General features: G+C 72.2%; 18 protein-coding genes, 1 pseudogene and 1 riboswitch. Of the genes and pseudogenes, 9 read left to right on the top strand and 10 right to left on the bottom strand.

Going from position 1 to position 20,989, the window contains the following annotated elements; genetic code table 11:
- Positions 1–11: 11 nt before the first annotated feature.
- The 5 genes from G6553_RS10550 to G6553_RS10565 are packed head-to-tail and all read right to left on the bottom strand — an operon-like array spanning position 12 to position 6,907.
- Entirely contained in the window at positions 12–962 is a 951-nt protein-coding gene (locus tag G6553_RS10550; RefSeq protein WP_166192009.1) for a cobalamin biosynthesis protein, read from the bottom strand.
- Positions 959–3,409, bottom strand: a complete 2,451-nt coding sequence (locus G6553_RS10555; RefSeq protein WP_347565631.1) for a cobyrinate a,c-diamide synthase — start codon at positions 3,407–3,409, stop codon at positions 959–961. The genes G6553_RS10550 and G6553_RS10555 overlap by 4 nt, the downstream gene beginning before the upstream one ends.
- A complete protein-coding gene (cobO, locus tag G6553_RS20695; RefSeq protein ID WP_207619615.1) occupies positions 3,406–4,020 on the bottom strand; it encodes a cob(I)yrinic acid a,c-diamide adenosyltransferase in 615 nt (204 codons plus the stop codon). The genes G6553_RS10555 and cobO overlap by 4 nt, the downstream gene beginning before the upstream one ends.
- Positions 4,020–4,787 carry a uroporphyrinogen-III C-methyltransferase gene (gene cobA / locus G6553_RS10560; protein ID WP_166192012.1) on the bottom strand — a complete coding sequence of 256 codons (768 nt, stop codon included), beginning with the start codon at positions 4,785–4,787 and terminating at the stop codon, positions 4,020–4,022. Before cobA ends, cobO begins: the two co-directional genes overlap by 1 nt.
- A complete protein-coding gene (locus G6553_RS10565) occupies positions 4,787–6,907 on the bottom strand; it encodes a VWA domain-containing protein (RefSeq protein WP_347565632.1) in 2,121 nt (706 codons plus the stop codon). Before G6553_RS10565 ends, cobA begins: the two co-directional genes overlap by 1 nt.
- 21 nt (positions 6,908–6,928) lie before the next feature.
- Positions 6,929–7,077: riboswitch (cobalamin riboswitch) on the bottom strand.
- Between the two features lie 45 nt (positions 7,078–7,122).
- Here G6553_RS10565 and cbiE point away from each other — a divergent pair.
- Entirely contained in the window at positions 7,123–8,370 is a 1,248-nt protein-coding gene (gene cbiE / locus G6553_RS10570; protein WP_347565633.1) for a precorrin-6y C5,15-methyltransferase (decarboxylating) subunit CbiE, read from the top strand.
- A gap of 63 nt (positions 8,371–8,433) precedes the next feature.
- On the opposite strand, the gene G6553_RS10575 is transcribed toward cbiE, so the two are convergent.
- On the bottom strand, positions 8,434–8,787 hold the full coding sequence (locus G6553_RS10575; RefSeq protein ID WP_166192015.1) for a nuclear transport factor 2 family protein: 354 nt from the start codon (positions 8,785–8,787) through the stop codon (positions 8,434–8,436).
- Positions 8,788–8,850: 63 nt separating this feature from the next.
- Between G6553_RS10575 and G6553_RS10580 the strand changes: the two genes are divergently transcribed.
- The 4 genes from G6553_RS10580 to G6553_RS10595 all read left to right on the top strand — a co-directional run bounded on the left by G6553_RS10580 (position 8,851) and on the right by G6553_RS10595 (position 13,404).
- Positions 8,851–9,663, top strand: coding sequence for a MerR family transcriptional regulator (locus tag G6553_RS10580; protein ID WP_347565634.1), 813 nt, complete (start codon positions 8,851–8,853; stop codon positions 9,661–9,663).
- Between the two features lie 305 nt (positions 9,664–9,968).
- Positions 9,969–11,063, top strand: a complete 1,095-nt coding sequence (locus G6553_RS10585) for an ABC-three component system protein (RefSeq protein ID WP_166192018.1) — start codon at positions 9,969–9,971, stop codon at positions 11,061–11,063.
- Positions 11,060–11,530, top strand: coding sequence for an ABC-three component system middle component 2 (locus G6553_RS10590; RefSeq protein ID WP_166192021.1), 471 nt, complete (start codon positions 11,060–11,062; stop codon positions 11,528–11,530). The genes G6553_RS10585 and G6553_RS10590 overlap by 4 nt, the downstream gene beginning before the upstream one ends.
- Positions 11,531–11,532: 2 nt before the next feature.
- Positions 11,533–13,404 (top strand): hypothetical protein, encoded by a 1,872-nt coding sequence (locus tag G6553_RS10595; RefSeq protein ID WP_166192024.1) that lies wholly within the window; start codon positions 11,533–11,535, stop codon positions 13,402–13,404.
- Positions 13,405–13,511: 107 nt separating this feature from the next.
- On the opposite strand, the gene G6553_RS10600 is transcribed toward G6553_RS10595, so the two are convergent.
- The 3 genes from G6553_RS10600 to G6553_RS10610 all read right to left on the bottom strand — a co-directional run bounded on the left by G6553_RS10600 (position 13,512) and on the right by G6553_RS10610 (position 15,399).
- Positions 13,512–13,913: a hypothetical protein gene (locus G6553_RS10600; protein ID WP_166192027.1), complete on the bottom strand. Its 402-nt coding sequence runs from the start codon at positions 13,911–13,913 to the stop codon at positions 13,512–13,514.
- Complete coding sequence (locus tag G6553_RS10605; protein WP_166192030.1) at positions 13,910–14,491, bottom strand: hypothetical protein; 582 nt, start codon at positions 14,489–14,491, stop codon at positions 13,910–13,912. Before G6553_RS10605 ends, G6553_RS10600 begins: the two co-directional genes overlap by 4 nt.
- Before the next feature lie 323 nt (positions 14,492–14,814).
- The gene (locus G6553_RS10610; RefSeq protein WP_347565635.1) at positions 14,815–15,399 is read right to left on the bottom strand and encodes an alpha/beta hydrolase; all 585 of its coding nucleotides are present in this window, start codon (positions 15,397–15,399) and stop codon (positions 14,815–14,817) included.
- Positions 15,400–15,824: 425 nt separating this feature from the next.
- Between G6553_RS10610 and G6553_RS10615 the strand changes: the two genes are divergently transcribed.
- The 4 genes and pseudogenes from G6553_RS10615 (at position 15,825) to G6553_RS10630 (ending at position 20,187) form a co-directional block, all read left to right on the top strand.
- Positions 15,825–18,572: a glycoside hydrolase family 3 C-terminal domain-containing protein gene (locus G6553_RS10615; RefSeq protein WP_166192033.1), complete on the top strand. Its 2,748-nt coding sequence runs from the start codon at positions 15,825–15,827 to the stop codon at positions 18,570–18,572.
- A gap of 19 nt (positions 18,573–18,591) precedes the next feature.
- Positions 18,592–18,777: pseudogene (gvpJ, locus tag G6553_RS22155) on the top strand (gas vesicle protein GvpJ); the annotation flags it as partial.
- Positions 18,778–19,161: 384 nt separating this feature from the next.
- Positions 19,162–19,407: a hypothetical protein gene (locus tag G6553_RS10625; RefSeq protein WP_166192039.1), complete on the top strand. Its 246-nt coding sequence runs from the start codon at positions 19,162–19,164 to the stop codon at positions 19,405–19,407.
- A 174-nt stretch (positions 19,408–19,581) separates the two neighbouring features.
- Positions 19,582–20,187 (top strand): DUF6518 family protein, encoded by a 606-nt coding sequence (locus G6553_RS10630; RefSeq protein ID WP_166192042.1) that lies wholly within the window; start codon positions 19,582–19,584, stop codon positions 20,185–20,187.
- A gap of 148 nt (positions 20,188–20,335) precedes the next feature.
- On the opposite strand, the gene bluB is transcribed toward G6553_RS10630, so the two are convergent.
- The gene (gene bluB, locus G6553_RS10635) at positions 20,336–20,989 is read right to left on the bottom strand and encodes a 5,6-dimethylbenzimidazole synthase (RefSeq protein WP_166192045.1); all 654 of its coding nucleotides are present in this window, start codon (positions 20,987–20,989) and stop codon (positions 20,336–20,338) included.

Raw genomic sequence — 20,989 nt, forward strand, 5'->3', positions numbered from 1 at the left:
GGTCGTGTGCCTCAGGACGCGCTCGGCCGCGTCCTCGGGCACACGACCCTGCTCGCATGGGTGGCCGCGCCCAGCGCCGCCAGCCACCCCACGCGGCGGGCGAGAGCGGTCGCCCGCGGCACGTCGCCGGGCCGGACCGGCCGTCCGCTGCCCATAGTCGGCCGCTGCTCGACCCGGTCGCCGTACCGGTTCGTGCCGCCCAGGGTGACCCCGAGCGACCCGGCGAAGGCCGCCTCCACGACGCCCGCGTTCGGGCTCGGGTGGGCCGGCGCGTCGCGCCGCCAGGCCCGCCACGCCCCGCGTGCCCGCGCCGGGTCCGCAGCCAGCACGTACAGCCCGCCCGGGCGCGACCCCGGCAGGCCGAGCACGTCGTCGAGGCGGGCCGACGCCCACCCGAAGCGGACGTAGCGGGAGCTGCGGTGGCCGACCATCGCGTCGAGGGTGTTGGCGGCGCGGTGCGCGAGCAGGCCGGGTACGCCGGCGGCGGCGCCCCACGCGAGCGGGGCCGTGACGGCGTCGGAGGTGTTCTCCGCGACCGACTCGACGACGGCACGGGCGACCTCGCCGGGCGGCAGGCCGGTGGGGTCGCGGCCGACGAGGTGGGTCAGCCGCTGCCGGGCCCCCGGCAGGTCGTCCACCGCGAGCAGCGCGTGGACGGCCAGCGCCTCGCGCTCGAGGCTGCGCCCACCCAGCACCGCCCAGGTGGCCAGCGCGGTCGCGGCCGCGTGCAGCGCGGGACGGTCCCGGGTGGCCCGCTCGACGGCGATGCCGAGCCCCGCGGCGCCGCCGACCAGCAGCGTGGTGTGCACGACGCCGGGCGCCCGCGCGTCGGCGTACAGGGCCCGCTCGGAGAGGGCCGCCAGGCGGCCGAGGCCGGCGACCGGGTGCCACCGCTGCGGGTCGCCGAGCGCCCGGTCCAGCGCGAAGCCGAGGAGGAGCCCGGCGGCGCGGGAGCGGCTCATGCCGGCGCGTGCTCCCGGTCCAGCACCCCGCCGAGCACCCCGTCGAGCACCCCGTCGAGCTCAGCGAGCAGCAGGCCGGTGGTCTCCGGCGGGCGCACCGCGATCCGGGCCCAGGTGCCGTCGAGGCCGGGGAAGGTGTCTGCGCGGCGCACCGCGATCCCCCGCTCGCGCAGCGCCTCCCGCGTGCCGGAGCCGAGCCGGGCCAGGACGAACGACGCCTGCGAGTCCACGACCTCGACGCCGCGCTCGACGAGGCCGGTGAGCAGCACCGACCGCCACCCGGCGATCCGGGCCGCGCGCCGGGCGGCCTCGGCGACGGCCGCCGGGCCGGTGCAGGCGATCGCCGCGTGGATCGCCGGCGTCGAGACCGACCACGGCACCTGCCGCGCGGCGAGGCCGGCGATGCTGCGCTCGTTGCCGACGACGTACCCGACCCGGATCCCCGGCAGCGACCAGTGCTTGGTCAGGCTGCGCACGACGAGCAGACCGCGCCGGCGGTCCTTGGCCAACGACTCGCGCTCCCCCTCGACGGTGTCGATGAACGCCTCGTCGATCAGCACGACCCGCTTCGGCCGCCGCAGCCGCAGGATCTCCGCGGCGGGGTGCAGCACGCCGGTGGGGTTCGTCGGGTTGCCGAGCACGACGAGGTCGGCGTCCTCGGGCACGGCGGCGGGGTCGAGCCGGTAGCCGTCCTCGGCCCGGCAGTGCACGACGGTCACCCGGTGCCCCGCGCGCTCGAGCGCGGCGTGCGGCTCGGTGAACTGCGGGTGCACGACGACCACGTGGCGCCACTGCTTCCACCGGGCGACCAGCTCGAAGGCCTCGGCGGCGCCGGCCGTCACCAGCACCTCGTCGGGCCGCCGGCGGTGCAGCTCGGCGATCGCGGTGCGGGCGGCCGTGGGGTCCGGGTAGCTCGTCGACGCCCGCACCCCCTCGGCCAGCGCCCGCTCCAGCCAGGCCGGCCGCGGCTCGGGATGCACGTTGACCGCGAGGTCGAGCAGGCCGGGCCCGACCTCCCGGTCGCCGTGGTGGAGGAGCGGGTCGGCCGGCTCGTGCGGCTCGACGACAGTCGGCTCGGGCGCGGCCAGGGGCGGAGCGGCCACCGGCACCGCGGCGGCGGCCGCCTCGGCGAACCGCTGCGCGAGGTGCGGGTGCCCGGCCCAGTGGACGTGGAGGTACGACGCGTGCAGGGTCGGCGACGCGACGCCGATGAGCTCGCGGTCGACCTCCCAGGCCGGCGTCCACCCGCGGGCGGCCCGGGTCAGCGCGGTGCGGTGGAACTCGTGCCCGCGCACCTCCTCCCCGGCCCGGGCCAGCAGGCTGTCGCCGACCGCCCGGGCGACCGGGTAGCGCAGCACCAGCCGCTCCGACATCGCGGCCGACGTCCCGATCACCCCGGCCATCGGGGTGTCGTCGAGGGAGTCGAGGAGGTAGAGCATCCCGGCGCACTCCGCCACCGTCGGCAGCCCGCTGCGCACCGCGTCCCGGACCTGCGCGAGCAGGGCGGTGTTGCGGGCCAGCTCGCGTGCGTGCTCCTCGGGGAAGCCGCCGCCGAGCAGCAGCGCCTGCGTCCCGTCGGGCAGCGACCGGTCGGTCAGCGGGTCGAACCGCACCACCCGGCAGCCGGCGGCCGCGAGCAGCTCCTCGGTCTCGGCGTAGGCGAACGTGAACGCCCGGCCGCCCGCCACCGCGACCACCGGACCGCCCGCCGCCGGCGTGACCTCCCGGGTCGGGTCCCACGGCACCGCCTCGAGGGCGGGCGCGGACCGCGCGACGTCGAGCACGGCGTCGAGGTCCACGTGCTTCGCGACGTGCTCGCCGAGCCGGGCGACCAGGTCCGCGGCCTCGTCGCGCTCGCCGGCGGGCACCAGGCCGAGGTGCCGCGACGGGGTCGCCAGCGACTCCTCCCGCGGCACGACCCCGAGCACGGGTAGGCGCAGCGAGCGGCGTACCTCCTCGACGTTGCGCGCCGACCCGGCCCGGTTGAGGACGACGCCGACCACCTCCACCGCCGGGTCGTACGCCGCCATGCCGGCCACCAGCGCACCGACCGACCGCGACATCCGCGAGACGTCGACGACGAGCACGACCGGCGTGCGGGTGAGCGCGGCCACGTGCGCCGTGGACGCGAACCCGTCGGTGCCGAGCCGGCCGTCGTGGAGGCCCATGACGCCCTCGACGACCGCGACGTCGGCGCCGCGGGCGCCGTGCAGCAGCAGTGGGGCGATCCGCTCCTCGCCGACCTGGTGGGGGTCGAGGTTGCGGCCGGGACGACCGGTGGCGACGGCGTGGTAGCCGGGATCGATGTAGTCCGGGCCGACCTTGTGGCCCGACACCTCGAGCCCCCGGGCGCGCAGGGCGGCCATGAGGCCGGTGGCGACCGTGGTCTTGCCCTGGCCGGTCGACGGCGCGGCTACGACGAGGCGGGGCAGGTGCGACTGCGTCACCACTCGATCCCCCGCTGGCCCTTCTGGCCGGCGTCCATCGGGTGCTTGACCTTGGCCATCTCGGTGACCAGGTCGGCGACCTCGAGCAGCGCGGACGCGGCCCGGCGGCCGGTGACGACGACGTGCTGGCGGCCGGGCCGGTCGCGCAGGGTGGTGACGACGTCGTCGAGGTCGACCCAGCCCCAGGCGATCGGGTAGGTGAACTCGTCGAGCACGTAGAGGTCGTGCGCCTCCGCGGCCAGCCGCCGCTTGATCTCGGCCCAGCCCTCGGCCGCGGCGCGGGCGTGGTCCTCGGCGTCGCCCCGCTTCTTGGTCCACGACCAGCCGGCTCCCATCTTGTGCCACTCGACGGGCCCGCCCTCGCCGGTCTGCTCGTGCAGCTCGCCGAGCCGCTCGAGCACGGTCTGCTCGCCGATGCGCCACTTGGCGGACTTCACGAACTGGAAGACCCCGACCCGCCAGCCCTGGTTCCAGCCGCGGATCGCGAGGCCGAAGGCGGCAGTGGACTTCCCCTTGCCGTCGCCGGTGTGGACCATGAGCAGCGGTCGGTTGCGGCGCTGGCGGGTGGTGAGCCCGTCGTCGGGCACGGTCAGCGGCTGTCCCTGGGGCATCAGCGGGTCTCCTCGAGCTGGCGGGTCGGGGTGGCGAAGGCGGCGACCTCGCCGATGACGGTGACGGCGGGCGGCGCGATGCCGGCCGCGGCGTCGGCGACGGTGGCGAGGGTCGCGGCGCGCACCTCCTGGTCGGGGTGGCCGCCGCGGGCGACGACGGCCGCCGGCGTACCTCCTGGCAGGCCGTGGGCCAGCAGCTCGCCCGCGATGGCGGCCAGGTTGGCGACGCCCATCAGCACGACCAGCGTGGTGCCGGAGCGGGCCAGCGCGGCGTAGTCGAGCGTGCAGGTGGGGTGCCCCGGCGGGACGTGCCCGGAGATCACGCTGAAGCCGTGCACGACGCCGCGGTGGGTGACCGGGATGCCGCCGAGAGCGGGCACCGCGACGGCGGAGGTGACGCCGGGCAGCACGCGGGTGTCGACGCCGGCCTCGGCACAGGCGAGCACCTCCTCCATGCCGCGGCCGAAGACGAACCCGTCGCCGCCCTTGAGCCGTACGACGCGGCGCCCGGCCCGCGCGTGGGCGACGAGCAGCGCGTTGATCCGTTCCTGCGGGGTGGTGCGCCCGCGCGGGAGCTTGGCGACGTCGAGCACCTCGGTGTCGGGGCGCGCCCAGCCGAGCGCCTCCTGCGGGGCGAGGTGGTCGACGAGCAGCACGTCGGCCTGCTCGACCGCCGCGCGGCCGGCGACGGTCATCAGCCCGGGGTCGCCGGGCCCGCCTGCGACCAGGGTGACGGTTCCCGGCAGCAGGGGTGCGAGCGTGCCCATCAGGCGACGCGCCCCGGGGTGGGACCGGCGTCGGCGCGGCCGGCGACGACCTCGACGAGGCCGTCGGCGCTCACCTGCTCCATCGGCACGTGCTCCGCGCGCAGGTGGCCGGCGAGCGTGCGCGCCAGCCCCATCCGCAGCGGGCCCTGCTCGCAGTCGACCACCACGCTCGGCACGCCCTGCGCGGCCAGGTGCGCGGCCGCGAGGCGGGAGCGGTCGACGGCGTCCGGGCCGGCGGTGGCGCGGCCGTCGGTGACGAGCACCAGCAGCGGGCGCAGGTGCGGGTCGCGCAGCCGCTCGCGGCGCAGCACCCGCTCGGCCTCGAGCAGCCCCTCGGCGAGCGGGGTCCGGCCGCCGGCCGGGAGGTCGTCGAGGAGGGCCGCGGCGACCTCGACCGACCCGGTCGGCGGCAGCAGCAGGTCGGCCCCGCGTCCGCGGAACCCGACCATCGCCACCTTGTCGCGCCGCCGGTAGGCGTCGGTCAGCAGCGAGAGCACCGCGGTCTTGACCTGCTCCATCCGACGACGCGCGGCCATCGAGCCGGAGGCGTCGACGCAGAAGAGCAGGAGGTTCGCCTCGCGGCCCTCACGGACCGCCGTGCGCAGGTCGGCGGGCTGCAGGCGGACCCGGCCGCCCGCCGCGCCGGCACCCGCGCGGGCGGACCGCTCGGCCGCCGCGCGCAGCGTCTCGACCAGGTGCAGCGAGCCCCGCCCGGTGCTCGCGCCGACCCGGCGGCCACTCGTGGCCCGCGCCCGGCTGCGCCGGCCCGGGGTGCCCTCGCCGACGCCGTCGACGGTCAGCAGCCGCGGGCGGTACGCCGTGCCGGAGCGCGCGGCGGGCTGGTCGCCGCCCGTGCCGCTCGGGGTGGGTGCTGCGGCCGGCTGGTCCTCGGTCTCGGCGTCCGGCTCGGTCTGCGCGGACGGTTCGGACTGCTCAGCCTGCTCGGTCGGCTGCTCGGTCGGCTGCTCGGTCTCGGGGCCTCCGTCCTGGCCGCCCTCGGCGTCGTCGCCCGGTCCGGGGGGCTCCGGCGACGGGTCCGGCTGGGGTGGCTCTGGCTCGGGGAGCTCCTCGTCGCCGAGCACCCGGTCGAGCAGGTCCTCGTCGAGACCGGGCGCGTCGAACGGGTTGCGCCGCCGCCGGTGCGGCAGCGCCAGCAGCGCGGCGGCGCGGATGTCGGCCAGCGTGACGCGGTCGCGGCCGGCCCAGGCGGCGTGGGCCGCCGCGGTCCGCGTGGTGACGATGTCGGCGCGCAGGCCGTCGACCTCGAACGCCGCGCACACCTCGGCGACCTTGAGCAGCGCCGCGTCGGTGACCACGACCGAGCCGACCCGCGAGCGGGCGTCGGCGATGCGCCGGGTCAGGTCGGCCTGCCGGGCGGCGTACCGCTCCGCGAAGGCGTCCGGGTCCGCGTCGAAAGCGAGCCGGCGGCGCACCACCTCCGCGCGCAGCGCCGGCTCCCGCGGCGACGCCACCTCGACGGTGAGGCCGAACCGGTCGAGCAGCTGCGGGCGCAGCTCGCCCTCCTCGGGGTTCATGGTGCCGATCAGCACGAACCGCGCCGCGTGGTGCAGCGAGATGCCGTCGCGCTCGACGCTGACCGTGCCGGTGGCGGCGGCGTCGAGAAGCAGGTCGACGAGGTGGTCGTGGAGCAGGTTGACCTCGTCGACGTAGAGCACGCCGCGGTGCGCGCGGGCCAGCAGTCCGGGCTCGAGCTCGACCGCGCCGGAGGTCAGCGCCTTCTCGAGCTGGATCGAGCCGAGCAGCCGGTCCTCGGTGGCGCCGACCGGCAGCTCGACGAGCCGCACCGGCCGGGTCCGCCTCGGGTGACCGGGCTCGAACGGGCCGTCGGGCGAGACCGCCGACGCGTCCGCCGGGTCGACGGAGAACCGGTCACCGTCGTGCACCTCGACCGCCGGCATCACGTCCGCGAACCCGCGCACGGTCGTCGACTTCGCGGTGCCCTTCTCGCCCCGGACCAGCACGCCGCCGATTCCCGGGCTGACGGCCGTCAGCACCAGCGCCAGGCCCATCGGCTCGAGGGCGGCGCCGGCGTCTCCGGCGGTGTTCCCGTGGCCGTGGTCGCAACCGACGACGGCAGAAAAGGGGTACTTCGTAGGCACGTGAGGCTCCCGCTCGCTTGGCCATGGATGGCGACGCGAGGCCGGTCTTCGGACTTGCCGGGTCACTCCTGACGGAGTGCTCGGTTCACCGCAGCGGGCCTGTGCCGGAATCTCACCGGCTTCCCAGATTCTCCCCGTTGTCCGTCCCCACCGCGTGGCGATGGTTGGGCCGCAGGGGCACCTCACGTTGTGCGAGGACGATAGCGTCCGGCCCCGTGCCCGACCCGACACCCCTGCCCGGCGTGGACACCGACCCGGTGATCACGGTCGTCGGCGTCGGCGCGGACGGGCGCCTGGACGAGTACGCCGCGGGCCTGGTCGAAGACGCCGACGTCCTGCTCGGCGGTCGCCGCCACCTCGCCGACCGACCCGACGTACCGGGCCAGCAGCGCCTCCCCTGGCCCTCCCCGCTCGCTGACGGGCTGCCCGCGCTCCTGGACGAGGTCCGCGGCCGGCGCGTCGTCGTGCTGGCCTCCGGCGACCCGATGGTGTCCGGCATCGGCACGACGCTCGTCCGCCTGCTCGGTCCCGCTGCCGTCCGCGTGATCCCTGCCGTCTCGTCGATCGCGCTGGCCCGTGCCCGGATGGGCTGGTCGGCCGAGGAGTCGGTCACCGTCACCCTCGTCGGCCGCCACGAGGCGCGCCTGCTCCGCGAGCTCGCCCCCGGTCGCCGGATCCTGCTGCTCACCTCCGGCCCTGAGACCCCCGCCGTCGTCGGCGAGCTCCTGACCGAGGCGGGACACCCCGACGCCACCGTCACCCTCCTCGCCGACCTCGGCGCTGCCTCGGAGTCCCGCACCGCCCTGACCGCGTCCGAGTGGGCCTCCGCCCGCGCCACCGACGTCCCGGCGCTCCACGTCCTGGCCGTCGAGCTGCCCGCCACCCATGGCTCGTGGCGCACCTCGTCCTGGGCCGCCGGGCTGCCCGACGACGCCTTCGAGCACGACGGTCAGCTGACCAAGCGCGACCTCCGCGCCTCCGCCCTCGCCCGCCTCCAGCCCGCCCCGGGCCAGCACCTCTGGGACGTCGGCGCCGGGGCCGGCTCGGTCGGCATCGAGTGGATGCGCGCCCACCCCGCCTGCCGTACGACGGCAGTCGAGTCACACCAGGAGCGCGCCGCCCGCATCGCCCGCAACGCCGCCCGTCTCGGCGTCCCCGAACTCACCGTCGTCGAGGGCCGCGCCCCCGACGCGCTGGCGGACCTGCCCTTCCCCGACGCGATCTTCGTCGGCGGCGGCGCCACGTGCCCCGGCGTCCTGGACGCCTGCCTCGCCGCCCTCTCCCCCGGGGGCCGGCTGGTCGTCCACGGCGTCACGCTGGAGACCGAGTCGCTCCTCGCCGACGCCTACCGCACCCACGGGGGCGAGCTGACCCGCCACTCCGTCGAGTCCACCGCCCCCGTCGGCACCTTCACCGGCTGGACCCCGGCGCGCACGGTCACGCAGTGGGCCTGGTCCCGCTGACGCCCCACCCTGGACGTGACGAGGAAGCCCGTCCCGAGCGCACGTCGGGGGTGGCGTGCCTGCTCACGGGGCGATGACGAGCTCGCTGACGAGGTCGTCGGCGAGGGTGAACCGGTAGCGGAGGTCGACGACACCGCCCGGGAAGTCGCCCTCGAGGCGCTGGAGGGCCACCCAGTGCGCAGCGTCGATGCGCTCGGCGCCGACCAGCTCGGTCGTGTAGTCGAACTCGGCGCCGGCGCCGCGCAGGAAGGCGAGGACCTCGGCGGTCCCTCGGTAGGAGCGGCCGTCGTCGACGACGAGGGCGTCGGGGGCGAAGGCGCGGATCGCGGCGTCCGCCTCGCCGGCGGCGTGGGCCGCGAGGTAGGCGCGGATCGTGGCGGGCAGCTGGTCCGGGCGGATGGTCTTCGGTGTGCACATGCCGCCACGCTCCGGCGTCCGCAGGCGGGAGGGTCAAGCACTGGACCCTCCCTCAGGGGGAGGGTGGAGACTGCCAGGGTGCTGGCGATCGGCGAGTTCTCGCGTCTGACGCACCTGAGCGTGCGCACGCTCCGCCGCTACCACGAGGCCGACCTCCTCGTCCCGGCGACGGTGGACGAGGCGACCGGCTACCGCTACTACGCCGCGGAGCAGATCCCCACCGCGCAGGTCATCCACCGGCTGCGCGAGCTCGACGTGCCGCTGCCCGACGTCCGGCGCATCCTTCGCTCCCCCGACCCCGCGGCCCGTGCCGCCCTCGTCGCCGACCACCTGCGGCGCCTCGAGGCCGAGCTCGATCGCACCCGCGTCGCGGTCGCGTCGCTGCGCAGGTTGCTGGCCCCGGAGCCGGCGCCCGTGCACGTGGAGCTGCGCTCGGTCCCGGTGACCACGGTCGCCGCCGTCGAGGGCGACGTCGAGCTCGACGAGGTGCTCGCCTGGTACGCCGGTGCGAGGGCCGAGCTGGACGCGGCGGTCGCGGACCCGGACGGCCCGCCGGGAGGGCTGTACGACAACGCTCTCTTCGAGGTCGGCCGGGGGCACGTCCTCGTGCACCGCCCCACGCCCCGCCCCGCAAGCCTCGGCCGCGTGCGTCCGGTCACCCTCCCCGCCGTCGAGCTGGCCGTCGCCACCCACGTCGGCCCGCACGACGACATCGACGTCACCTACGGCGAGGTCGGCGCCTGGGTGGTCACCAACGCGCTCGCGGTGGCCGGACCGGTCCGGGAGGCCTACCTCGTCGGCCCGCGTGACACCCCCGACCCGTCTGCCTGGCGCACCGAGATCGGCTGGCCCGTCTTCCAGGTCTCGCCGCGCTGACCGGCGACCGATCGCACCCACCCGCGGTGTCGGAGATCGGCACTCGCGCTGGCCTGCCTGCTCGACCCTCGCAACTGGGCTCTCCGCCCGTCTCGGCCCCACAGGCCCGGCTGGACTGTTGCCAGGTCGGTCGCCATGCCCATCCCGCCCACTGGGGGCGCCCCTTCCGCCCAGATAGACGCGACCACAGAGGATCGTGGCTTGCGGTCGGGCGCGGCGATCGGCGCGAACATCCCGCGCGGCAGGGCGCGTCCCTCTAGAATGCTGAACCAGCAACGGTTGATGACGCGAAAGGGTGCTGGGGGGTGACTGCTTCGACGGCAGCAGTGGTCCTCTCAGATCTACCCGAGCCATCAGCCTGCCCACCGCTCATTCTCGCTGGACCTCCGGTTCCGCCTGCTCATCGCGTCTTCTTCTACTCCAGCGGTGAGTGGGAGGAGTTCATCAAGGAATGGTCCCTCGGGCTAGACGAGACCTACGTCCAGGTCAAGCGGCTCGGCGGTAGCGGCGACGAAGGTATCGATGTCGCCGGCTTCAAGTCCGACCAGCAGTTGGAAGGTCCGTGGGACTGCTTCCAAGGCAAGCACTACGCCGGTCCGATTGGGCCCTCAGACGCGTGGCCGGAAGTGCTCAAGGTCTTCTTGCATGTGGTCGCCGGTGACTACGTCATGCCCGACACGTACAGGTTCCTCGCGCCGAAGGGCTGCAGCACCACGCTGAACCGGTTGCTGAGCAAGCCGTCGAAACTTCGGAAGAGGTTCCTCGAGGCGGTGGCGGACGGCCAGTCTTTGGTGAAGGGCATCGACGCGAAGACGTTGGCCCGAGTGCGTGACCTGGCGCAGGGGACCGACTTCTCCATGTTTAGGTCGGTGGAACTGCACGAGGCCCTTGACACGCACAAGAAAACTCCGCACTACGTGGCACGCTTTGGCGGTGCCTACCTGCCGTCGCCGTCGCCGTTCTCTGAGCCGCCGGATGAGTTCGGAGAGCACGAGGTCACCTACATCTCGGAGTTGCGCAAGGTCTATGCCGAGGGCTGCGCGAATGACCTCTCCGACGCGAGCACCTTCGGGGCGCACCCGACCTTCGGCGAGCATTTCAAACGGCAGAGGTATTCGTTCTACGCCGCCGAGTCCGTTCGGATGGACGCGCGGGACGCGGTGCCCGACGGCACTTTCGAGAGACTTCAGGATGACGTTTATGACGGTGTGATTGAGACTGCTGCGGCGCAGCACGACTCGGGCATGAAGCGTCTGACGGCGGTGCTTGAGCACTCGACGGTCGTCGACTTGAGTTCGCATCCCTTGGTGTCGTGGGCCGCTCCGCAGGCCCGGAGAGGCATCTGCCACCAGTTGGCCAACGACGAACGTATGACCTGGATCCCACAGGAGCAGTCGTGAAGCCGCTCAACAGCCCTCTCGAAGTCGGCCTGCGGGTGTTGATGCTGCTGCAGGAGGCTTTCCCGCAGCACTTGGACCTGAATCAGCTTGTTCTACTCGACCACTCCTTGCTGCACAGTGCCGATCTCGGGGGGCCGGAAAGCCTTCATCCGGCCGTCCCAATTCGTGCCGGTGAACTCGGCATCAAGCGTGAGGCGATCGAGGCGGGCTTGGAGGTTATGGTTCGGGCCGAGCTCGCGCAGGCTGGCGTGGGTGATGGCGGTATCGAGTTCTGGGCCAGCGAGTCGGCCGACGGATTCACCAATCTGCTGGAAACGGAGTACGCGAGCCAGCTCCACTCCCGCGCCGCTTGGGTCGTCGCCCATTTCGGCACGCTTGACGAGCAGTCGCTCCGATCAGCACTGTCGTCGGTCGCGAAGCACTGGTCGGAAGAGTTCACGCCGGTCGCCGAGGAAGAGTTGTACTGACCATGCTCCAGCTGAGACTCCTTCACCTGACCTTCATCGGTAAGAACGTCGAGCCCGCGAGCGTCGCATTCGGCCCGGCAGTGACGCTCGTGCGCGGTCCTTCGGATACCGGCAAGTCGTTCATCGTCGACGCCGTCGACTTCATGCTGGGCGCGAACGCGCTGAAGGAGATTCCCGAACGCGAGGGCTACTCGACGGTGCTACTTGGGCTCGAGTTACCGGACACAACCGTAGTCACCCTGAGTCGGTCGGTAGACGGCGGCAACTTCGGCGTTTACTACGCAGATGTGCGAGAGGGTCCGCTCGGTGTTCCAGACGACACGTTGGCGGCGAAGCACAACCCGGTTGCGCTAGGAAACGTCTCTCGGTACCTGCTGAACGCCATCGGGCTCGACGGGCGCAAGGTTCGGAAGAATGCGCGGAACGAGACGGACAGCCTGAGTTTTCGCAACGTCGCCCACCTGTGCGTAGTTGATGAGACGCAGATGCAAGCCGATGTGCCGCCAGCGCTGACCGGAAGTTACGTTACGAAGACGAAGGAGATGTCCGTCCTAAAGGTATTCCTTCAGGACGAGGATGACTCAAGTCTGATTCCCGTCGAGTCGAGGTCTGAGTTGGCGAAGCTCAGCAACGCCAAAGTCGACGTCGTTGACCGGCTGCTCCGTGAGCTTGAGGCGCAACTATCCGGTACGCTTGAGGCCTCTGACCTGCGCGACCAGCTGGCCAGGCTCAACGCCTCGATTGACCAGCGGAGCGGCTCCGTTAGCCAGCTGGTTGAGCGCCGTGCCTCCGTGACGAAACAACTTGGTGACCAACAGAAGCAGTTTGCCGCATACGAGGCGGAGTGGGGCGACACGAACGCGCTCAAGAACCGATTCGACCTCCTTAGTAAGCGGTACGCCTCTGACCTCGCCCGTCTCGCCACGGTGCGAGAGACCGGCATGCTGCTCGGCTACTTCACGGCCGGCACCTGCGTCTTCTGTGGTGCCGAGCCCGCGAACCAACACAAGAACACGGCTTGTGAGGGAGACACAACCAGCTTCGGTGCCGCCGTCGATGAGCAGGCCCGACGCACTCGTGTGCTTGCTAACGACCTTCAAGCCACAATTGCCGATGTTAACGACCGGCGTGAGGAACTCCGACGACTCGCCACCCGGTCGGACGCGTCGCGCAAGGAACTCGAGGCGGGCCTGGCCGAACTCGAGGAGTTGCTGGCCTCGGACAACAGCGAGCTCAAGCAACTCCTCGGCAAGCGGGCATCCATCGAGCGGTCCTTGAGTCTGTATGACCAGGTGGAGACGCTTGAGAAGATGAAGCGCATCGTCGTGGACGAGTCCACCGCTGAGACAGCTGCTGTTGCGGCGAGCGTGAGCCTGCGGGCTCAGCGCGAGTTCTCGGGCGAGTTGGCAGAGCGCCTCGCAGCGTGGGGGTTCCCCACGCCAAACGAGGTGCGCTACGACGCGCTGTCGCAGGATGTCGTGGCAGGAGACCAGCTGAGGTCGTCACACGGTAAGGGCGTTCGTGCCATCCTGCACGCTGCGTTCACGCTGAGCCTGGCGAAGTACTGCACTGACCGGGAGATTCCGCACCCGGGTTTCGTGGTGCTTGACACGCCGGTGCTGACCTACCGGCCACCGGACCAAGACCCACTGGCCGACGGCGAGCCGCCCCGACACGTGGTCGATGGCTTCTATCGCGATATCCAGCGGCAGGCGACGGGTCAGGTCATCGTCATGGAGAACACCGACCCGACCGAGGCGCTGGACGACCAGACGGTGGAGATCGTCTTCACGGCGCGGGAGCACGGCAGGTACGGGTTCTTCCCGGTAGACGGACTCCGAGGTGCGACGCGGCAGAGCGACCCGCACGCCTGAATCACAAGCCGCGTCATTCCGCCGCCTGACACCCGCGTACCCGCATCCAGTCGTCGAAGATGCGGATAGGCGGGCGACGCCTCGACAGCCCGCGCAAGACAGGTGCGTCATCGCAGCTTGCTAGCGCGCTTGCCGAGCCTGCTCGCGATTACTCCGGCGGTGACTACGGCGCCAACAAGCAGGATGAAGAACACCAGGACACTTGCGCGGAGAGTGCTGAAGGCTTCAGAGGTGTCGATTGCGTTCACGACGTCGGCGACGAGGGGCAGCATGATGGCCGCTACAGCTCCCCCGGCGAGCGTAAGTCCCCACGCGATCCAGCGGTATGCGCTGCATCGTTGAGCGAGCTGGCGCCTGTCTGCTGCCACGTCCGGCCTCGGACGGTTGAGTAGTTCGGTGACGACGGGCCAGATAGCGGCAAGGTACGCCGCGACGATGGCGATGAGAAGGCTGACCACCGAGAATGCGTCGGTGATGTGGTCGTCGAGGCCGTCGACCGGCTTCTTCATTCGGGCTCAGTGACTTCGTTAAGCCCGAGCTGGGAACGCAGACCGTTAAGAGTTTCGGTGGGGAACGCCCATACCGCGCCGCGTTTGGATTCGGGGTTGGGTTTGTCGCCGGCACGCCACATCCGCTGGGCCCGTTCACGTACGAAACCTGCGGGGAGCATGATCTCCCAGCGCTCGGCCTCCGGATCCCATGACGGGTGCTCGAGACGGTCACGTAGTGCTGACGTGGCGAGCGAATCGAGTTCGTAGCGGTATCGAGCAAGGGTTGATGCGACGACCCGCCTGGCGCCGGCGTCCGTGAGCTTGAACAGCGTGGCGACTAGCGTTTCTGATTCGTCCATGGTCATGCCGGCCACGAGGAGACGGTAGACCCGGTACATGCGCAGGTCCGTCATGGTGGAAAACACGGCTGCCCCTGTGGCGTAGGCGATTGCTTCGGCCGCGCCAGCAGTCAAGATCAGTTGGATGGTTCGGTCGACGTTTGTCTCACCCAGCAGTTCCGCCAGCCGGGCGCGGTCCGATTCGGTGACGTCTACCTTTAGTTGGGTTTGGGGCATCTGTGCCGCCTCTCGGGTCATGAGCGGTTCCAGGGTGGTCTCGCACTGAGCCAAAGAACACTCGACGCCTAGCCTGCCTTACGGCGATGGGTCGGAAGGGAGAAGCGGACGCGTTGCCCGTGAGCACATTCAAGCATCTGCATGAACGGCTCACCGCTCACGAGTTCCGACTTGTAGCGAACGCGCTAGTTGGAAGTCAGGAGTCCGCATGCCGGACGATCGCGATGGGTGCGTCTTTCCGCCGCCTGTCGGCGTTCGTAGGCGCGCACACACGTGACCGTGAGGGAGGAGCCGGGAGCGAGCAGCCGGACGCCCTCGGCCCGGGTGTGTCCAGGGGGCCGCGGTCAGTCGATCAGCCTGTCGAGGAGTTCGAACGAGGCGTACTCCTGGTCCATGTCACCGAAGTGGCCGTCATCCCGAACGATCTGGGTGCCGCCGAGCCGCTCGAACATGGCGCGCCCTTGGTTGTCGTCGCAGCCGTAGGGGTCCTGGCGCGAGTTGATGAAGTAGAGGTCGCGGACATGGGCTCGGATCGCTGCCCAGTCGTAGTCGTCCTGCAGCACGGGCTCCTCCTCGGCGTTGGGCTGAGTGCAGTAGCCGGCGACGAGGATGGCCTGGTCGACCTTCGTGTCGATCTTCTCCAGGACGGCGAGCAACAGCGCTGCGCCGCCTGAGTGGCCGACCAGCACGGTGTCTGCATCGAACGTGTGGTTGGCGAGCACCTTGGGCAAGAACGTCGCGATGGGCTCCGAGTTGAGGTCACGGTAGTGCCGCGCCTCGACGGAGTAGCCGCGCTCGGTCAACCGCTTGCGGAGCCATGGCAGCCACAGGACGTCGGGGTGCGCGCCGGTTCCGTGGAAGAGGATCGCTTTGCGGGTCACGGGGCGACGATCGCAGACGGCTTCGGATCGGCTGCGTCGCAAGCTCACGCGACCGCGTCGTGGCTGGGATCGGTGGAGGTGATCGACGTCCCGTCCTCATGGGTCAGTGCATCGGCTCTGCGGACGCCAGCCGCCCTTCCCAAGGGGCTCGGAACCGTCGATCGGAATGTTCGCGAGATCGACAGGGCCACGCGTTCAGCAGTGACCGGCGGCGTTACGTCTGTTCGCCGCCTGCGCCCATGACCGGAGTGGGCACGAACAGCCATGACTGGGCGATGGCGTCACCTCCTGCGAACCGAGTCAGCCGGATCGACCGGGCCGGGTCCACCGCGGTGTCGATGACCGGGACGCTCGCCTACCCAATTACGAGTACTGGAGCACCCATCGCCACCACCGGGCGCCCGTACGTCCTAACGTCGCCGCGCTCGGCGTGATCTGGATCACGCCAACATCCCCGCTCGGGAGGGAGTCGCATGATGCGACCGGCCGCGAAGACCACAGCGCTTCTCACGGCAGGGCTGGTCGTGCCGGCCCTGCTGGCGGCGATGCTCTCGGCGCCACCGGCTGCCGGCGAGCCCGCCGCCTCGCCCGGCGCCCTGTCCTCCTCGAGCCCGGACCGGGCGGGCCGGGCCGACCGGGCCTGGCTGGCCGCCGACCTGTCGCCCGACCAGAGGGCCGATCGCCTCGCCGCGGTGATGACCCGCGAGGAGAAGCTCCAGCTCTTCGAGGCCAACCCCTCCACCCCGATCCCCGAGCTGGGGGTGCCCGCGCGCAAGGAGAAGGACGGCTGCTGCGGCGTCAGCCTGGCCGACTCCGCCCAGACGCCCACCACGGGACTGCCGAAGAGCATCTCGCTGGCAGCGACCTTCAGCCAGCAGCTCGCACGCCGGTACGGCCTGCAGATCGGACGCGAGGCCTGGCGCACCGGATTCGCCGGAGTGACCGCCCCGACCTCGGACCTGATCCGCACCCCGCACTTCGGTCGCCGCGGCGAGTCGTTCAGCGAGGACCCCCTGCTGGCCGGGCGTCTTCCCGCAGCGGTGGTCGAAGGGGTGCAGCAGCAGCCCGGCGTCTACTCGCTGGCCAAGCACTACGTGGGCAACCACCAGGAGACGTCTCGCCAAGGCGTCAACCAGGTCATCCCCGAGCGGGCGCTGCACGAGATCTACGCCCGACCGTGGGAGCACATCGTCAAGAGCGCGGACCCGGGCGCCGTGATGTGCGCCTTCCAGCAGGTCAACGGCGAGTACGCCTGCGCGAACGACCACCTCCTCGAGGACATCCTGAAGCGGGCGTGGAAGTTCCCCGGCTGGGTGTCCTCCGACTTCAACGCCTGCCCCGACTACACCGCCTACACCCACGGCGTCGACATCTGCGCTCCCGACCTCGGCAGCGACTCGGTGGAGCAGGCACTGGCCGACGGGACCCTCAGCGAGCGCCGCTTCGAGGACATGGTGCACCGCATCCTGCGCACGTTCTTCGCGCAGGGCGTCATCGACAACCCTCCGCCCGGCACGCTGACCGTTCCCTCCCAGGACGTACCCGGAGGCGTCGTCCCGGCCTTCATGCTCGACGAGGGCGCGCGGCTCGCCCGCCGGGTCGCCGGCCAAGGTGCGGTGCTGCTCAAGAACAGCGCCGGCCTGCTCCCGCTGTCGCCGAACGACTCGGTCGCGCTGATCGGGCCCGACGCCGACCGGTACATCGACATGTTCGGCAGTCCGTCGGTGCCGAACCCCGGACGGCTCAGCACCATCGTCGACGGTGTGACCGCGCGCTCCGCCGCGCAGGTCACCTACCGTCCGGGTGGCGACACCACCCGGTACGGCGACACCCTCGGCGGTGCCGCGCCCGTGCCCTCGGGCGTCCTCAGCCCGCCCGGGGCCGACGGCGGCCAGCGGGGACTCCGCGCCTCCTACTTCCTCGGGTTCCGAGGGGACGACCCGCGCGGAGCCGACCTGGTCCGTGTCGAGGACCAGGTCAACCACCGCACCGGCACGGGCGGGCTGATCGGGTTCTTCGGCCTCAACCCGAGCCCGGCCCCGCTGATCCCCCTCCCGTTCGCGGTGCAGCCCATGACCGCGCTGTACGAGGGCACGCTGACCCCGGCCGTGACCGGGACCTACCGGCTCGGGGTCCGCGGCATGGGGACGTTCCGACTCAGCGTCGACGGGGAGACCCTGGTGGCCCGGGACCAGGTCGGTCTCCAGGACCACCTCGAGCCCGTCCGCCTCGAAGCAGGACAGGAGTACGACCTCCGGTTGACCTACCAGCCCGACGCCCCCGGTCAGTGCTGCGGCGCCGACGTGCCCGGACCGACCGTGCGGCTCGCATGGGAGCCGCCGTCGGCCGAGGCGTCCCCGCAGATCCTCGACGCCGTCCAGGCGGCCGCGCAGGCGGATGTCGCCGTGGTGGTGGTTTCGACCCTGGAGGGCGAGGCCGCGGACCTGCACTCCCTCCAGCTGCCCCAGGACCAGGACCGCCTCGTCCGCGCCGTCGCCCGAGCCAACCCGAGGACGGTGGTGGTGCTGACCACCGGGGGCCCGGTGCTCACACCGTGGTTGGGCAGGGTCAGGTCGCTGGTCGAGGCGTGGATCCCCGGCGAGCAGCAGGGACGGGCGGTGGCCGACGTGCTGTACGGCGACGTGAACCCGGGTGGGAAGCTGCCGGTGACGTTCCCGGCCTCGGAGTCCCAGCCCGAGGAGATCGGCATCGAGAACCCGTCCCTGCAATTCAACGTCCCCAACCCCACGACGATCTTCCGCGAGGGCGTCAACGTGGGCTACCGGGGCTACGACGCCCGGCGCCTGCGTCCCCGTTTCCCGTTCGGGCACGGCCTGTCGTACACCTCGTTCGGCTACTCCCGACTCACGGTCCGCAACCCCCGGGGCTCCGTCGACGGACGAGTGTCGGTGCGGCTCCGCAACACGGGCAGGAGGACCGGGACCGAGGTCGTGCAGGTCTACCACGGCCGCCTTCCGAACGCGGCGTCCACGCCCCCACGCCAGCTCGTGGGCTGGGCGCGGGTGACGCTCAGGCCCGGACGCAGCACCACCGTGCGGATCCCGGTTCGAACGGGGAGAAGCGACCGGCTCATGGCGTACTGGAAGGTCGCCGACAACCGCCAGGGCGGCCGATGGGTCACGCCGAAGGGCCGCGTGCCCATCTACGTCGGCTCGTCCTCTCGGGACATCAGGCTCACCGGCACGCTGCGACTGAAGTGACCCGGCGCAGGCTCGTCCGATGAGCGGCGGCTACCTCGAACGACCCGCACCGAGCGGCCTCGCCGACGTCGTCGAGATGGTGCTGGACAAGGGCGTCGTGGTCGACGCCTACGCCCGCGTCTCCCTGCTCGGGATCGAGCTGCTCACCCTCGACGCGCGGGTCGTCATCGCGAGCGTCGACACCTACCTGCGGTTCGCGGAGGCGACCCACCGGCTCGACCTCCTCGAGAGCGCCCCGACCCAGCTCCCCGACCTCGTCGAGGAGGGCACGGGCGCGCTGATCGAGAACGTCGCCGGGTCGGTGGTCGAGCACAAGGTCGGAGGCGTCAAGGAGACCGTCGGGGACGTGAAGGACACCGTCGTCGGCACCGTGAAGGAGGGCGTGGAGGACGCCGTCGGCGGGATCGCTCGGCGCGTGCGCGACTCGACCGGCCGCGACGACGAGTGACTCGCCGCGGGCCGGTCCCCGCAGCAGAGCCGGACGGGGACCGCTCCTGCCGACGGCTGGAGGCGTAGGTTCGTCGTCGTCTCCTCCGCGACCGCTGGTGCGCGGCAGAGGAGCCAGCGGACGGGTGAGGCGGGAGTCACCATGAAGATCTACGCGGTGGCGCTGGGAGCTCTCTGGTTCGTCCCGACCGCCGCACTGGTCACGCTCGTCGGCGTCGGCGGTCTCCTCCTCCACGTCCCAGCGGGCGAGAAGGTCTTCGCCGCCGCGTACTTCGCGCTGTTCCTCGGCGCGCCGATCGCCGCGGTGCTGACGGTGGTCGTCGTGCCGGTCATCGCGCTCAGCCGGTGGGCCGACCGGCCGGAGCCTGAGGACGGACCGCGCTCGTGAAGCGCGGGCGGGCCGACCGCGCCCCGGTGCGACGGACCTGAGCCGCCGCACCGCGCAGCCGGTCGCTCGGAAGCCGGAGGTCCTCTCCTCCGCAGGTACCGACTTCCTGGACCCAGGTACCGCAGGTGGCCCGATGACGCCGACCGCAGGCGATCGGGGTCGAGGATGAGGTCCGTGAGCCCCCTCCTGCGCGTCCTCTGGTCCGCCCTGGCCGTGGTCGGCGCCAGCCTGTTGCTCGGCGGCCTGACCTCGTGGGCCCAGGACGTGCTGCCCTCTGCGCTTGCGTCGTTCGCCAACTCGCCCTCCGGCTGGACGGCGCTGACCGCCCTGCTCGTCGCTGCGACGCGGCCGTCACCCGTGACGGGCGCGGTGCTGGGGGTGGTCTCGTTCGTCGCCCTGGTCCTCGGCTACACCGTCGCCTGCGAGCTGCGCGGGCTCGCCTACGACCCCGTGTTGTGGAGCGTGGTCGGGCTCATCGCCGGCCCGTTCGTCGGTGTCGCGGCTGCCGCGGTCGTCGGGCCTCGCGCCATCCAGGCCGCGCTCGGCGCGGGCGCCCTCGCGGGCGTCCTGGTCGCGGACGGGATCTACGGCCTGACCGTCGTGAGCTCCAGCACCAGCCCGGTCTACTGGACCCTGTGCCTCGTGGCCGGTGCCGCCCTGGTCGCGGGCACGGTCACGCGCTTCCGCACGCCTGCCGCGGCGGTGGGTGTCGTCGCGAGCGCCGCGGCGGCCACCGCGGTGCTGAGCCTGGGGTACGGCGTGCTCAACGGCGTGTCCTGAACCCGCGCCGGTCCGTCGGTCCGCAGGCCCCGGAGCCCGTGCCGAAGCGCGACCGTGGCACACACGGTGGCGAGATGAGGTGAACCGCCGGGGTCTCGGGTCCCCGGCGGTTCGATGACCACCGTAGCCGCGTTCGGCGTGAGAAGGCTCAAGAACTCCGCAACACCTCCTCAAGCTCAGCCGCGGCCGTCCCGTACGCCTCGTCGTGGACGACGAGCGGGCGGCGCGAGCGCCAGCCGAACCGCTCGAGGTCGGGCACGTCGGGCAGCTCGTCGACCTCGCCGACGCACAGCCACGCCACGGGTCGGACGTGCGCGGGGAAGCCGACGAGGTCGGCGAGCACCTCCTCCCGGTAGAAGCTGACCCAGCCGACGCCGAGCCCCTCCGCGGTCGCGGCGAGCCAGAGGTTCTGGATGGCCAGGCACACCGAGTACAGCCCCGTGTCGGCGATGGCGTGGCGACCGAGGACGTGCCGGCCGGCGGTGGTCGGGTCGTAGCCGACGACCAGGCCCAGACCGGACTCGACGATCCCCTCGACCTTGATGCGCGAGAACCTCGCCGCGCGCTCCGGGTCGTCCGCGAGCGAGGCGGCGAAGACCTCGCGCTCCGAGGCGACGTGGTCGCGGAACGCCGCCAGCCGGGCCGGGTGGCGGACGGTCACGAAGACCCAGGGCTGCGACATGCCGACGCTGGGCGCCAGGTTCGCGGCCTCGAGGATGCGGGCGAGGGCGTCCTCGGACGGCGGGCCGGTGAACTCCGCGCGGGTGTCGCGGCGTCGGGCGATCGCGTCGTACAGGTCCAT

Origin of the sequence: Nocardioides sp. IC4_145 (assembly GCF_011250565.1) — a bacterium.
Taxonomy (GTDB): Bacteria; Actinomycetota; Actinomycetes; order Propionibacteriales; family Nocardioidaceae; genus Nocardioides.

What these genes read in the sequence shown, in the direction of transcription:
- G6553_RS10550 (WP_166192009.1), bottom strand. Translation starts at nt 962, where the DNA reads ATGAGCCGCTCCCGCGCCGCCGGGCTCCTCCTCGGCTTCGCGCTGGAC.
- cobO (WP_207619615.1), bottom strand. Translation starts at nt 4,020, where the DNA reads ATGCCCCAGGGACAGCCGCTGACCGTGCCCGACGACGGGCTCACCACC.
- cobA (WP_166192012.1), bottom strand. Translation starts at nt 4,787, where the DNA reads ATGGGCACGCTCGCACCCCTGCTGCCGGGAACCGTCACCCTGGTCGCA.
- G6553_RS10575 (WP_166192015.1), bottom strand. Translation starts at nt 8,787, where the DNA reads ATGTGCACACCGAAGACCATCCGCCCGGACCAGCTGCCCGCCACGATC.
- G6553_RS10595 (WP_166192024.1), top strand. Translation starts at nt 11,533, where the DNA reads ATGCTCCAGCTGAGACTCCTTCACCTGACCTTCATCGGTAAGAACGTC.
- G6553_RS10600 (WP_166192027.1), bottom strand. Translation starts at nt 13,913, where the DNA reads ATGAAGAAGCCGGTCGACGGCCTCGACGACCACATCACCGACGCATTC.
- G6553_RS10605 (WP_166192030.1), bottom strand. Translation starts at nt 14,491, where the DNA reads ATGACCCGAGAGGCGGCACAGATGCCCCAAACCCAACTAAAGGTAGAC.
- G6553_RS10615 (WP_166192033.1), top strand. Translation starts at nt 15,825, where the DNA reads ATGATGCGACCGGCCGCGAAGACCACAGCGCTTCTCACGGCAGGGCTG.
- G6553_RS10625 (WP_166192039.1), top strand. Translation starts at nt 19,162, where the DNA reads ATGAAGATCTACGCGGTGGCGCTGGGAGCTCTCTGGTTCGTCCCGACC.
- bluB (WP_166192045.1), bottom strand. Translation starts at nt 20,989, where the DNA reads ATGGACCTGTACGACGCGATCGCCCGACGCCGCGACACCCGCGCGGAG.